This is a genomic window from Mycobacterium sp. E3247 (assembly GCF_001667785.1).
GTDB lineage: Bacteria > Actinomycetota > Actinomycetes > Mycobacteriales > Mycobacteriaceae > Mycobacterium.
Genome location: NZ_LZJG01000077.1, coordinates 1 through 13,527, shown reverse-complemented (window position 1 = coordinate 13,527; position 13,527 = coordinate 1). Strand labels below are relative to the sequence as shown.

At 70.4% G+C, this 13,527-nt stretch carries 6 protein-coding genes; 3 read left to right on the top strand and 3 right to left on the bottom strand.

What is annotated here, in order from left to right; all coding sequences use genetic code 11:
- The coding region (locus tag A9X04_RS04190) for a type I polyketide synthase (RefSeq protein WP_067918037.1) at positions 1-8,596 on the top strand (8,596 nt) is incomplete at its 5' end.
- Between the two features lie 30 nt (positions 8,597-8,626).
- Here the strand turns inward: A9X04_RS04190 and A9X04_RS04185 are convergent.
- The 3 genes from A9X04_RS04185 to A9X04_RS04175 are packed head-to-tail and all read right to left on the bottom strand — an operon-like array spanning position 8,627 to position 11,335.
- A complete protein-coding gene (locus A9X04_RS04185; protein ID WP_067918035.1) occupies positions 8,627-9,058 on the bottom strand; it encodes a PPOX class F420-dependent oxidoreductase in 432 nt (143 codons plus the stop codon).
- A gap of 2 nt (positions 9,059-9,060) precedes the next feature.
- A complete protein-coding gene (locus tag A9X04_RS04180; RefSeq protein WP_067918034.1) occupies positions 9,061-10,167 on the bottom strand; it encodes an acyl-CoA dehydrogenase family protein in 1,107 nt (368 codons plus the stop codon).
- Positions 10,168-10,174: 7 nt separating this feature from the next.
- Positions 10,175-11,335 (bottom strand): acyl-CoA dehydrogenase family protein, encoded by a 1,161-nt coding sequence (locus A9X04_RS04175; RefSeq protein WP_067918032.1) that lies wholly within the window; start codon positions 11,333-11,335, stop codon positions 10,175-10,177.
- 192 nt (positions 11,336-11,527) lie between these two features.
- On the opposite strand from A9X04_RS04175, the gene A9X04_RS04170 reads away from it, so the two are divergent.
- Together A9X04_RS04170 and A9X04_RS04165 are read left to right on the top strand one after the other, a co-directional pair.
- On the top strand, positions 11,528-12,373 hold the full coding sequence (locus tag A9X04_RS04170; RefSeq protein WP_067918030.1) for a ComEA family DNA-binding protein: 846 nt from the start codon (positions 11,528-11,530) through the stop codon (positions 12,371-12,373).
- A gap of 5 nt (positions 12,374-12,378) precedes the next feature.
- A partial coding sequence (locus tag A9X04_RS04165) for a ComEC/Rec2 family competence protein (protein WP_067918028.1) occupies positions 12,379-13,527 on the top strand: 1,149 nt, incomplete at its 3' end.

Below are 13,527 nucleotides of genomic sequence, written 5' to 3'. Positions count from 1 at the left end.
CAGCTGCGCGGTCCTCCTCGAGGTGGGCGCGCAACCGGTGCTCACCGCCGCCGCCCTGCGGGCGTGGCCCGATCCGGCCAGCGCGCCCCGCGCGATCGCCTCGCTGCGCCGGAACGGCGCCGACCACCGCCAGATCACCGAAGCCCTTGCCAACGCCTACATCTGCGGCCACCTGCCGGCCTTCGGCGCTCTGCAACCGGGACCCACGCGCAAGCTTGACCTGCCCACCTATCCGTTCCAGCATCGCCAGTACTGGTTTCGCGACAAGGACGCCCCGGCCGCCGCGTCCGTCGCCGAAACCGCCGCCGCGCGCACCGAAGCGGTCCGGCTTCTCGAGGACGGCCGGATCGAGGAACTCGCCGCGCTGCTCGACGGTCCGAACGCCGAGCGGCAGACCGCCGACGTGCTGGCCAGGCTTGCCGCACAACACAACCAGCAGCGTGAGACCCAAACCATCGCGGACGCTCGTTACGAGATCCGCTGGGAGAAAGTCGCTGTCGCTGCCGCCCTCGCGGGCGCGGGCTCCGAGTGGCTGCTGATCAGCGATGACACCGCGGCGGTCGCGCCGCTGGTCGACGCGCTGAGCGCCCAGGGCCAGCCGTTTCGGATCGTCGGGCTGCCCGTGTCGGACGCCGACGAGGAACGCCTCGAAGCGGAGCTACGCGCAACGGCGGCAGGCGAATCGACGCCGCGGATCCTGAACTGCGCGGCGCTCGAAGGGGATACGGCGCCGTCGATGCGCTCACTGCTGCGGATGCAACACCGCGTCCTGAGCGGAACACGCCGACTCTTCCGCGCCGCGGCCGCCGCGGAACTGCGCGCCCCCGTCTGGTTGATCACCCGCGGTGCGCAACGCGTCACCGACGCCGACACCGTGTCGCCGGCGCAATCCTGTCTGTGGGGATTCGGGCGCGCCGCCTCCCTGGAACACCCACAGCTGTGGGGCGGGCTGGCAGACCTGTCCCAAGGCGGCGCCGACGAGTGGAGCCGGCTGATCGGTCAGGTCGTGGCCGGACCGCGGGGCGAAGATCAAATCGCGCTGAGAGACGGCGGCGTCTTCGTTCCCCGGCTGACCCGGCGTTCGGGGCGGCCGACCGCGGTGCCGCTCGTATTGCGCGATGGGGCAACCTATCTGGTGACCGGCGGGCTGGGCGGCGTCGGATTGGAAGTCGCCGGGTACCTGGCCGACCGCGGCGCGCGCCACCTGGTGCTGACCAGCCGGCGGGCGCCCAGTGCTGCGGCGCAGCAGCGCGTCGATGCCATCCGGGAAGGGTCGGATTGTGAAATCCGGGTCATCGCGGCCGATGTCGCCGATCCGCACGACGTCGCCCGCCTACTGGCCACGGTCGAGGCACAACTGCCGCCGCTGGCGGGCATCGTCCACGCCGCGGGCGAGATGGGCACCACGCCGCTGCGGGCCTTGGACGACGCCGAAGTCGATCGCGTGTTCGCGGGCAAGGTCTGGGGCGCTTGGAATTTGAGCGAGGCTGCCGCCGAGCTGCCACTGGACTTCTTCCTGAGCACCTCCTCGATCGCCTCGGTCTGGGGCAGCTTCGGCCAGACCGCCTACGGAGCGGCCAACGCCTTCCTCGACGGATTGTCCTGGCGGCTGCGTGAGCAGGACCTGCCGGCGGTCAGCGTCAACTTCGGCCCGTGGGCGGCCGGGATGGCCGACGAGGAGGCCCGCGCGCGCCTGGAGCAGCGCGGGGTCCGCACACTGCCACCCGCAGACGCGTTGGCCGGAATGGCCGACCTTCTCGCGACTTCCGCCGCGCACGGGGTGGTGGCCCGGATCGACTGGGCCCGCTTCCTGCCGCTCTATCAGCAGGCGGGCCGGCGGGCATTCCTGGACGCGTTGGCCGGGGAGCTGCCCGAGTCGGTGCCGGTGCCGTCGTCGTCCGGGAACACCCGGCTGGTCGAACAGCTCACCCACGCCCCGGTGCAGCAGCGGAAGAAGCTGCTGGTGGACTACCTGCGCGACGTCGTCGCCGAGGTGACACGGATCGACGCGGCGGAGATTCGCGAGGAGGCCGGGTTCTTCGACCTCGGCATGGATTCGCTGATGGCCGTCGAGTTACGCCGCCGGGTCGAGCACGCGGTGGGCAGGGAACTGCCGGCCACCCTCGCGATGGACTATCCGCGGGTGGCCGACGTGGCGCTCTACCTGCTCGACGACGTCCTGGGTCTCAACGCGCAGGCGGCCGCCAAGGCGGATGCCCGGCCGGCGTCGGTGACGACCGGGCCCGCCGACGAGCCCATCGCGATCGTCGCGGTGGCATGCCGCTTTCCGGCCTCGCCCGACCCCGAAGGCTATTGGGAGGTGCTGTCCGGCGGTGTCGACGCGATCCGGGAGATCCCGGATGACCGCTTCGATATCGACGAGTACTACGACCCGGACCCGGAGACGCCGGGCAAGATCTACAGCCGCAGCGGCGGATTCCTGGATGGGATCGCCGGATTCGATCCCGAGTTCTTCGGGATCTCCCCGCGGGAGGCCGTGTGGATAGATCCGCAGCAGCGGCTGATGCTCGAAATCGCTTGGGAGGGACTGGAACGGGCCGGGTATTCGCCGGCCGCGTTGCGGGGCAGCCGAAGCGGCATCTTCGTGGGCGTGGCCGCCAACGAGTATTCGCACCTGTTGTCGCGAGACTCGGTCGAGAGCATCGAGGCGCACTTCATCACCGGCAACGCGCTCAACGCGATCGCCGGTCGAGTCGCCTTCGCGCTCGGGCTGGAAGGGCCGGCCGTGGCGGTCGACACCGCGTGCAGCTCGTCGCTGGTCGCCGTGCATCAGGCCTGCCAGGCATTGCACTCCGGCGACTGCGATCTGGCGCTGGCCGGCGGTGTCAACGTGCTGCTGAGCCCGGCATCCATCGTCGCCGCCTCGCGAGCCAGGATGCTCTCGCCCGACGGACGGTGCAAGACCTTCGACGCCGCCGCCGACGGCTACGTGCGCAGCGAAGGCTGCGGAATTCTCGTGCTCAAGCGGCTGAGCGATGCGCAACGCAGCGGCGACCGCATCTGCGCGGTCATCCGGGGCAGCGCGGTCAATCAGGACGGCGCTTCCAGCGGTCTGACCGTCCCCAATGGTGGTGCACAGCAACGGCTTATCTCCGCGGCGCTGGCCCGCGCCGGGGTGAGCGGGGGAGAGGTCGATTACCTCGAGGCGCATGGCACCGGCACCTCACTCGGTGACCCGATCGAGGTGCAGGCCGCCGCGGCCGTCTACGGCGCCGACCGGGATCCGGGCCGGCCCCTGCTGATCGGATCGGCGAAGACCAACCTCGGCCACCTCGAGTCGGCCGCCGGCGTCGCGGGTCTGATCAAGGTCGTGCTGTCGTTGCAGCACGAGGTGCTGCCGCAGAACCTGCACTTCAAGAATCCGTCGCCGCACATTCCGTGGGACTCCCTGCCGGTGCGGGTCGTCGACAGGGCGACGCCCTGGCAGGCCAACGGCCGGCCGCGCCGGGCCGGGGTGAGCTCGTTCGGGTTCACCGGAACGAACGCTCACGTTCTGATCGAGGAGGCGCCACCGGAAACGGTGACCGCCGACCCGGCGGACGGCCTTGCGGTGACACCGGCGCCGGACGCCTCAACCGACCGCGTCGGCGTGTTCCCCATGTCGGCGCGCTCACCGCAGGCGTTGGTGGCGTTGGCGCAACGATACGGGTCCTGGCTGGACTCGCACCCCGACGTCGACATCGCCGATGTCTGCTTCACCGCCGGGGTCGGCCGTGCGCACTTCGAACACCGCGCCGCGCTGGTCGTGGATTCGGCGCGGGGCGCCCGCGAGATGCTGGACGAGTTGGCCGAGAACCGTTTGCGACCGGGTGTGGTCCGGGGCGAGTGCGGCGACCCACCGAAGACGGCGTGGTTGTTCACCGGGCAGGGCAGCCAGTACCCGGGGATGGCCCGCGAGCTGTTCGACTCCGAGCCGGTATTCGCCGAGACCGTGACGCGGTGCGCGGAAGCGGTCGACGGCATGCTGCCGCGCCCGCTGTTGGAGGTTCTGTTCGACACCGACCGCGACGCCGCAGAGACGTTGCAGCACACGTCGTTTGCGCAGCCGGCGCTCTTCGCCATCGAGATGGGCCTGGCCCGGTTGTGGCAGTCGTGGGGCATCGAGCCCGACGTCGTCCTCGGGCACAGCGTCGGCCAGTACGCGGCGGCGTGTGTGGCCGACGTGTTCAGCCTCGAGGACGGTGCGCGGCTGATGGCCGAACGCGGGCGGCTGTTCGGCAGCCTGCCCGAGGGTGGCCGGATGGTGGCGGTGTTCGCCGACCCCGAGCACGTGGAGGACGCCGCCAAGCGGTTCTCCCGGGTTTCCGTCGCCGCCTACAACGGCCGCAATACGGTGTTGTCGGGTCCGGGTACCGATTTGGAACAGATCGTCACGGCCTTCAGCGATGACGGGATCCGCTGCACCTGGCTGGACACCAGCCACGCCTTCCACTCCGAGTTGCTCGAGCCGGTGCTCGACGAATTCGAGGCGTACGCGACGCGGCTGCAGTTCGCCACCCCGACCCGCCCGCTGGTGTGCAACCGCACCGGCGCGGTGCTGACCGCGGAAACCCCGCTGGACGCGCAGTATTGGCGGCGGCATTCCCGCCAGCCGGTGCAGTTCACCGAGAGCGTGCGCACGGTGGCGGCGCTGGGCTGCTCGGTGCTGATGGAGATCGGTCCGCAACCGATCCTGACCGCGTCCGCGGTGCAGGCCTGGCCGGAACACTCGGCGGCGCCACGCGCGATCGCCTCCCTGCGCAAGGGCGCCGGCGCCCGGCGTCAGATCTCCGATGCGCTGGCGGCGGCCTACGTCGCCGGGCACCGGCCCGAGTTCGCCACGGTCCACCAGCGACCCGGCCGCAGACTCGACCTGCCCACCTATCCGTTCCAGCGCCGCCACTTCTGGCCCAAGGCGTCCGGTATCGCCGGCGTCGACGGTCCGGGCGCCGCCGTGTCCGGAATCCTCGGCAGCGAAAAGGATCTGGCCTCCGGTGATGTCGTGTACACCAGTCGGCTGTCCGTCAAATCGCAGCCGTGGCTGTCCCACCACGTCATCTATGGCACCGTTGTCGTTCCCGGAGCGACCTACGCGGCGATGGCCCTTGCCGCGGTCGGGACGCCGGCTCAGGTCCAAAACGTCTTCTTCTACGAACCGATCATCCTGCCCGACAAGAGTTCTCGCGAGGTGCAGCTGACCTTGCATCCGTCCGAAGACCGTGGTGGCTGGACCTTCCAGGTGCACAGCCGTCCCTATGGCGTCCGCGACGCGGAATGGTCGCTGAACGCCGACGGCACCGTCGTCACCGGAGGCGCCGACGTCGAAGACGAGCCGGTGGATTCCGTTGACGCCGCGGTCGAACGGTTGAACCGTACCCGCCCCCAGCAGCTGTTCGACACCTTCGCCGACATGGAACTGGCCTGGGGCCCCACCTGGTCCACCTCCTTGAAATCGCTATGGGTGGGCGAGGGCGAGGCGATCGGCGACGTCGTCGTCGGTGAAGAACTCGCCGAACACCTGGGCGGCGAGCCGGTCCACCCGGTACTGCTCGACCTGTGCACCGGCGTCGCCTTCCCGGCGTTTCCCGCGCTTCTCGCGGCGACCGAGCAGGGAGCGGTCCCCGACCTGTTTCTGCCGCTGCGCTATGGGGGGGTGATGCTCGCCGAGCGGATGCCGCGGCGGTTCTACTGCCGGGCCAAGTGGCGCGCCGGCGGCATGGAGAGCGAAACACAGGTCTTCGACCTTGATTTCGTGGATCGCGATGGCCGCCACCTGGGCGGGATACGCGAGTTCACCGTCAAACGCGCGCCCCGCGAAGCGTTGCTGCGCGGACTTGGCGGCGATGTCGCCCGGCTGCTGTACACCCTCGGCTGGCACGAGGTGCCCGCACCGGCGTCGAGCACCGGCACGGGCCAGGGCGAAAAGGACCGCGGCACTTGGCTGGTCGCCGGATTCGACGAGCTGGCGGCCGAACTGCCGGGTTGCATTCCGTCCACCGCGGCCATGGGACAGCGGGACTGGCAGCAGCTGTTCGCCCAAGCGCGGGAGAACGGCGCGCCGATCACCGGCGTCGTCTGGCGCGGCAGCGGTCGACCGGGCGCGGAGGAGTCGAGCGACGAGTTCGCCGCCCGGCTGGAGACGGACATCGGCAATCTGCTGGGCGCCGTGCACACGCTGCTGGCCGAAGAGTCGGTGAAACTGCCCGGCGGACTGTGGATCATCACCGAACGGGCCGTGGCGACCGAATCCGGTGAGCGGGTCGACCCGGTGCAGGCCGCGCTGTGGGGGCTGGGACGCACCATCATCTCCGAGCAGCCGACGCTGCGCTGCAGGCTGATCGATCACGACGGATCCGACGAGGCCGTGCACGCGCTGGGCGGGCTGCTCAGCGCGCCCGACACGTCTCTGGAAGAACCCGAAGTCGCACTGCGGCAAGGGAAGTTCCTGGCGTCCAGGCTGCTGCCGTGGGCGCGCAGCGGTCATCTCGCCGTACCGCGCACGGGCGACTACGTGCTGGCGCCGACCGAACGCGGCGCGATCGACAACCTGCGTCTCGCCGAGACGGAGGTCCCGTCGCCGGAACCCGGCCAGGTTCAGATCCGGGTGGAGGCCGCCGGTCTCAACTTCCGGGATGTGCTCAACGTGCTGGGCCTCTACCCGGGCGATCCGGGGCTGATCGGCGGCGACTTCTCCGGCATCGTCACCGAAATAGGCCAGGGTGTGGCCGGATTCGAGGTCGGCGAGCGTGTCTTCGGCTTCATGCAGGGGGCCTTCGCCAGCCGGATCAACGTGCCCGCCCAACTGCTGGCGCCGGTACCGCACGAGCTGGGTGCGGTGGCGGCGGCCACCATTCCGGCGGCCGCCCTCACCGTGCGACTCGCCTTCGACTGGGCGCAACTCAAGCCCGGTGACCGCGTGCTCATCCACGCCGCCAGCGGTGGCGTCGGACTGGCCGCCATCCAGATGGCGCAGCAGCAGGGCGCGATCGTCTTCGCCACCGCCAGCACCTACAAACGGGCGACACTGCGCAAGCTGGGTGTGAAGTACGTATACGACTCGCGCACGACGGAGTTCGCTGACCAAATCCTCGCGGACACCGACGGGGCGGGCGTCGACGTGGTGCTCAACAGCCTTACCAACGAAGGCTTTGTGGAAGCGACCGTGCGGGCCACCGCCCGCAATGGCCGGTTCGCCGAGATCGCCAAGCGAGACATCTGGACGCATGCGCAGATGGCGGCGGCCCGTCCCGACATCGCCTACGAGGTCGTTGCGCTGGACGGCACGATCGTGCAAGACCCGGAGCGCATCCGGCGATTGCTGGGCGAAGTGTCCGACGGGTTGGGCGACGGCGAGTGGGCGCCGCTGCCCGCCGAGATCTACCCGTTGACCGAGGCGAAGACCGCGTTTCGCCGCATGCAGCAGGCGCGGCACATCGGCAAGATCGTGCTGCAGATGCCGAGCCCGCTGCAGCCGCAGGGCGATCGGAGCTACCTGATCACCGGCGGCCTCGGCGCGCTCGGCCTGCACACCGCGTCCTACCTGGCCCAACTCGGTGCCGGCGACATCGTGCTGACCAGCCGCCGCGCGCCCGACGCGGACGCGCAACAGGCGATCGCCGCCATCACCGAGCGCTACCGGTGCCGGATCCACACCTTTGCGGCCGATATCGGCGACGAGGACGAGGTCGAGGAACTGCTGGAGCGGATCCGGGCGGAGTTGCCGCCGCTGGCGGGCGTCGTGCACCTGGCGGGCGTGCTCGATGACGCGCTGCTGCCGCAGCAAAGCGTCGACCGCTTCCGGACGACCCTGCTGCCAAAGGCGTTGGGGTCCTGGAACCTGCACCGGCTGACCAGAAAAGACGAACTCGAATTCTTCATCGTCTACTCGTCGATTTCCAGCGTGCTCGGTTCACCCGGGCAGTCCAACTACGCGACGGCCAACGCGCTGCTCGACGGGCTGGTCGCGGAGCGCAGGGCGCAAGGCCTGCCCGCCACCAGTGTGAACTTCGGTCCGTGGGCGCAGGGCGGCATGGCCGCGTCGGAGGCGGCGCGTGCCAATCTCGGTGCGCAGGGCCTGGTTTCGATGGAACCCTCCGCGGCGCTCAACGCGCTCGGTGAGATCGTCGCGCACGGCACGGGCCAGGCGACCGTCATCAAAGCCAATTGGCAGCGCGCCGCGAAGATGCTGGGTGGTGCTCGCCCACCGATTCTCGACCACTTGTTGCCGAGCGACGCCGCGACCGCGCCCGGCGACAGCGAGTTGCTCAAGAAGCTGCACGAGGTCCCGGAGGCGGAGCGGGTCAGTTTCCTGACGGAGTTCCTGCAGCAGGAGGTGCAGCAATTCCTGCGGCTCGCACAGCCGCCGGCCGCGACGAGCCGGTTCCTGGACCTGGGTACCGACTCGCTGATGGCGGTCGAGCTCCGCAATCGGTTGTACGGTCAGTTCGGTGGCGCGTTCACCATCAGCGCCACAGCGGTTTTCGACTATCCGACGATCGGCGCGCTCGCCGAGTACCTGGCCGGTCAGATGCCCGAGGTGGTACAGGCGTCGGGGGCGCGCGGCGCGGAGCCCGGCGGTGCGGCAGGACCCGCATGAGCGGACAACCGGTCGGCGTGCGCCGCGGCGTCAGTCGCTGATATCGAAACCGGCGATGACCTTGGTCGGGCGCAGGCGCACCACCAGTTCGCCGGGCGCGGAGTTGCGGCGGCCGAACTCCTCGGCGCGGTCGGCGCCCATGTACCGCGCGCCGGTGCGGGTGGCGATGTCGAGCACGTCGGCCGGATCCTCGCTCACCGTCGCCACGCCCTGCACCTGGACGAACGAGTAGGGCGGGTGGGGATCGTCGACGCACATCACCACTCGCGGATCACTATGCAGGGCACGGCCTTTCGAAGTGTCACGGCCGGTGTTGAACGCCAGCTGTCCCTCGTCTACGACGAACCACACCGGCGCGACCAGCGGCCGGCCGTCGGCGGCAACGTAACCGAGCATGCCCGTACGGGTGCCGGCTGACAGGAACTCGACAACCCTCTGCGAGAGCGTGGCGGGCGCGGCCATGACTAGAGACGGGCCAGGTCGTAGTCGCCGATGTGGTCGATCAGGTTGTGCAGGTGGTCGCCGGATGTGCCGAGCGTGTGCTCGATCGCGGTGAGCCGGGCGGCATAGTGGGCGACCGGGTATTCCGCGGTCACACCGATGCCGCCGTGCAGCTGGATCGACTCCTGGGCGATGTGCCGGCCCGAGCGGCCGATCTGCAGCTTGGCCCGCGAGGCGATCACCGGATCGATGTTGCCGTCCGAGATCGACATCGACGCGTACATGCTCATGCTGCGCGCCAGTTCGAGCGACACGTACATGTCGGCCGCCCGCTGGGTGAGCGCCTGGAATTTGTTGAGCGTGACGCCGAACTGCTTGCGGGTCTTGAGGTAGTCGGTGGTCAGTCGCAGCGCTTCCTCCATCGCCCCGACCGCTTCGGCGCACAGCGCCGCCTGGATGCGGATGATGGCGTCGCGGATCGCCTGCGACGCGTCAGCCGCTTCGCCCAGGGGCTCCGCGGGTGTGGCGTCCAAGTCGATCTGCGCGCCGCGCTGTCCGTCGAAGGTCCGGTACGGGTGACGGGTAACGGCGCTTGCGTCGACCAGGAACAGCCCCGTGCCGCCGTTCGGTAACGCGGCGCTGACCACCAGGGTGTCGGCGCAGTCGCCGGCGAGCACCGGGTTCTTGCGTCCGCTCAGCGCCCACGAATCGCCTTGCCGCACAGCCTTGGTGCCCACGTCCGCGGTCGGGGCGCGGTGGCCCGGTTCCAGGTGGGCGAAGGCCAGCAGGCGTTGGCCGGCCGCGACGTCGTCGAGTTGTTCCTTCTGGGCATCCGTGCCCAACTCGGCGATCAGCGCGCCCGGTGCGAGCGCGGCGTGCAGGATCGGCTCGGGGGCCAGCCGGCGCCCCGCCTCGGCAAGCACGACCATGATTTCGATCTGGCCCGCCTCCTCCGGGTCGAAGCCGAGGCCGAGGATCCCGGTGTCGGCGAGCTGACTCCATACCTCGCGGCTCCAGCCCAGGTCAGAGCCGATCACCTTGTTGCGGCTCTCCGGGTCGTAGCTGCGTGAGAGCAGTTCGCGGGTGGTGTCGCGGAGCAGTGTCTGCTCGTCGGTCAACTGAAAGTCCATGGCTGCCTCACAATCCCAGAATGGTGGACGCGATGATGTTGCGCTGCACCTCGTTGCTGCCGCCGTAGATCGACGTCTTGCGGTAGTTGAGGTAGTGCGGCGCACTGTGTTGCGCCCAGTCCGGAGACGCGATGCCTTCCCCGTCGGCGGGCAGCGCGTCGGGCCCGGCCACCTCGACGAGCAGTTCGGTGGCGATCTGCTGCAGTTGGCTGCCGCGGAGTTTGAGCACCGACGACGCCGGATTGGGCTGCCCGTTCGCGGAATCGGTGACCACGCGCGACTGCGTGAGTTCCAGTGCCAGCAGCTCGTTTTCGGCTTCGGCGAGCCGGGCCGCGAACAGCGGATCCTCCAGCACGCCGCCCGCCGCGGCGTGCTTCTTCACCTCGGCCAGGCGCACCTTGGTCCGCCCGACGCCGGCGATGCCGGTCCGTTCGTTGCCGAGCAGGAACTTCGCGTACGTCCAGCCCTTGTTCTCTTCTCCCACAAGCTGATTGGCGGGCACGCGGACGTCTTCGAAGAAGATCTCGTTCACCTCGTGGCCGCCGTCGATCGTCTTGATGGGCCGCAGAGTGATGCCCGGCGTCTTCATGTCGAACAGCAGAAACGAGATGCCGGCCTGACGCTTGGGCGCCTGCGGGTCGGTGCGCACCAGGCAGAAGATCCAGTCCGCGTACTGGCCGAGCGTGGTCCAGGTCTTCTGGCCGTTGACGATGTAGCTGTCGCCGTCCCGCACCGCGGTGGTGCGCAGCGACGCCAGGTCCGAACCGGCCTCAGGCTCGGAAAAGCCTTGGCACCACCAGATGTCGAGGCTGGCGGTCGGCGGCAGGAAGCGTTCTTTGACCTCCTCCGAACCGAATTCGGCGATCACCGGGCCCACCATCTTGGTGTTGAAGTTCAGCGGCTCCGGGACGCACGCCAGTTGCATCTCGTCGGCCCAGATCTGGTGCTGGGTGGGCGTCCACTCCTTGCCGCCCCACTCGACCGGCCAGTTCGGTACCGCCAGGCCGTGCTCGTGCAGGATCTTGTGGCTGGTGACGATGTCGTCGTGGTTCACTTCCGCCGCACCCCGGCGCACCCGCTCGCGCACCTCTTCGGGGATCTTGGTGGTGTAGATGGTGCGGAGCTCGTCGCGGAACGCGGCTTCCTCCGGTGTGAGCGCCAGTTGCACGGCGGCCTCCTGTCATCTGGGGTGAACGTGGCCACCAGCGTCGGAGGGCCCGGTTCTGGCGATGCCGTTCTTGGCTCCATCTTGACCCATTCCCCGCAGCCGTTGTCCACAGCCTCGGTTTAGTCCACAGTCTCGGGCCTTGCCGTCGCCGGTCGGGGCCGAGCCGACGGTTGGCGCACCTACGGTCGGCGCATGCGAACAGAACTTCCCGCAGCGCGTTTGCAGCGGAGACTCGGCGCCGAGCCGGCCGCCGAGCCCGACGCCGCGGAGTCGACGGCAGCCGGGCAGTCGGCCGACGAGGACCAGAATTCGCTGTTGCCGCGCTGGCTGCCCGCCGCATCCGCGGAGCGCGGCTGTCTGGCCAGGCTGCGTGCCGACCCGGGGCGCGCCGGCGCGATCGGCCTGGCGATCGTGGCGGCGCTGGCCGTGCTCGTCACGATATTCACGCTGCTGAGGGATCGGCCCGCGCCGGTGATGTCGGCCAAACTGCCGCCGGTGGAGAAGGCGGCGACGGTGAGTCCCAAGTCGTCCGCCGGCCCGAGTGCCGGCCCCGACCGGCCCGTGGTGGTGAGCGTGGTGGGCCTGGTGCACAATCCCGGGCTGGTCACCCTGGCGCCCGGGGCGCCCGTCGCCGACGCGCTGCAGGCCGCCGGCGGCGCCGTCAGCGGGGCGGACACCATCGGACTGAACATGGCGCGCCCGCTCGGTGACGGCGAGCAGATCGTCGTCGGGCTCGCCCCGACCCCCGGGCAGCCGGCGGCGTTGGGAAGCTCGGTGGCGTCCGGCCCCACACCGACGTCGAAGCCACCGCGGCAGGGGGCCGGACCGGCGAGGCCGAAGGCGGGCGAGGTGCTCGACCTCAACACCGCGAGCGCGGAGGATTTGGACGCCCTGCCCGGCGTCGGGCCGGTCACGGCCGCCGCGATCGTCGCCTGGCGGCAGACGAACGGCAAGTTCACCAGCGTGGACCAGCTCGCCGAGGTCGACGGCATCGGTCCGGCGAGGCTGGAGAAGTTGCGCGCCCTGGTCCGTGTCTGAGACCCGTGGACGGTTCCGGCCTCGTCGAAGAGGGCGCGGCGCGCGTCGACGCCCGCCTGGTGCCGGCCGCGGTCACCTGCTGGGTGGTGACCGCCGCGGGGATCTGGTGGCCGATCGGCCGGGTGGTGGCGGCGTGTTGCGTCGCGTTGGCCGCCGCCTCCGGCGCGCTGGCGTGGTACGCCGCGCACGGTCGGCGGGGCGCAACCGGGCCGTTGCGAGCCGTCGGCACCGGCCTGGCCGCGGCCGGGGTCATCGGCGCCGGGTTCGGGTTCGCGGTCGCGCTGCGCGCGGAAGCGGTCGATCGCCACCCGATCACCGCGGCGTTCGGGACGGCCGCCCCGGTGACGGTCACACCCACCGAGAGCCCGGTCTCGCTGAGCCGCGGCCGGCTCATGTTTCGCGCCACGCTGCAGCGGCTGCGCGACGCGCCGATTTCCGGTCGCGTTGTGGTCTTCGCGCGCGCGTCGGACTTCGAATCGGAAGCCGACGGACTGATGGTGGGCCGGCCGGTGCGATTCACCGCGCGGATCGGCCGCCCGACCCGCCGCGATCTCACCGTTGCGGTGCTCAACGCGTCGGGCCGGCCTGCCCTGGGCACCGCCGGCGCCGTGCAGCGGGCCGCCCACACGGTGCGCGGCCGGTTCGCCGCCGCCGTTCGCGGCGCGCTGCCGGCCGAGCTGGCGGCGATGCTGCCCGCCCTGGTCCTGGGTGACACCTCGGCGGTCACCGCCGAGACCGACCGCGACTTCCGCGCGGCGGGCATGACGCACCTGATGGCGGTGTCGGGTGCCAACGTGACCATCGTGTGTGCGGCCGTGCTGTTCTCGGCGCGCTTGATCGGCCCTCGGGCGGCCGTCGTCCTCGCCGGACTGACACTCGTAGCGTTCGTCGTTCTGGTGCAGCCGACGGCGAGCGTGTTGCGCGCGGCCGTGATGGGCGCGATCGCGCTGGCCGGGATGCTGTTCTCGCGGCGGCGCCAGGCCATCCCCGCGCTCAGCGCCACGGTGCTGGTCTTGCTGGCGATGGCCCCGCAGCTGGCCGTCGACGTGGGCTTCGCGCTGTCGGTGGTCGCGACGGCCGCGCTGGTCGTCATCGCGCCGGTCTGGTCACGGCGCCTGGTGAGCCGGGGCTGCCCCAGGCCGCTCGCCGACGCC

Bases quoted from the DNA above. Each gene is read 5' to 3' on its own strand.
- A9X04_RS04170 (WP_067918030.1), top strand. From the start codon at position 11,528: ATGCGAACAGAACTTCCCGCAGCGCGTTTGCAGCGGAGACTCGGCGCC.
- A9X04_RS04180 (WP_067918034.1), bottom strand. From the start codon at position 10,167: ATGGACTTTCAGTTGACCGACGAGCAGACACTGCTCCGCGACACCACC.
- A9X04_RS04185 (WP_067918035.1), bottom strand. From the start codon at position 9,058: ATGGCCGCGCCCGCCACGCTCTCGCAGAGGGTTGTCGAGTTCCTGTCA.